Annotated in this window: 1 protein-coding gene; it reads left to right on the top strand. The window is 37.3% G+C overall.

Annotated elements, in window-relative coordinates; genetic code table 11:
• Positions 1 to 544 (top strand): hypothetical protein (locus tag ODQ17_RS19145; RefSeq protein WP_322905652.1); only part of this gene is annotated, 544 nt, incomplete at both ends.

The raw sequence follows: 544 nt of genomic DNA on the forward strand, positions 1-544 counted from the left end.
AGGATTAGTTAAGGTGGTTGACCAGTATGGAAACTTCCTGACGCTTGAGCGTAATAAAAAAGATCCGGATACGGCTTATGCACCTATAAGTTACCCAACTAAAGTCATAGCGGGTAAGTATTCGAGCAAATCCAATACAATTGATGAGTACTTAAATAGAACCCCTACCGAAGCTGAATTAGAATCAGGTAAGGTCCAGCAAGCAGACTATTTTTATGAAGAGTTTGACTGGACAAATCAGTTCAATGGAAATAAAGAAAAGATCTATGCAATTTCAAATGTAAACTCTACAAATAATCCAAATGAAAGATACAGCTATACTAGGGTAGGGAATATAAATATAACTAGAAACGTAGGTGAACCATTTCCATCGGGTTCAGAATTTTTTGTACCGGCATTAAGTAGAGCCTATCATCACATGTACCGGGATTTTGGAAGCCCTTATACAGTAGATATAGCAAACTTTGATTACAAAAAAGAAAATTCTCCTTTATGGTTTTCCTATCCGTTTAGTTCCTCTAAGGCTGGGATAAAGCGGGCGAGT

It is taken from the genome of Acinetobacter sp. IRS14 (assembly GCF_034650275.1).
GTDB lineage: Bacteria > Pseudomonadota > Gammaproteobacteria > Pseudomonadales > Moraxellaceae > Acinetobacter > Acinetobacter oleivorans.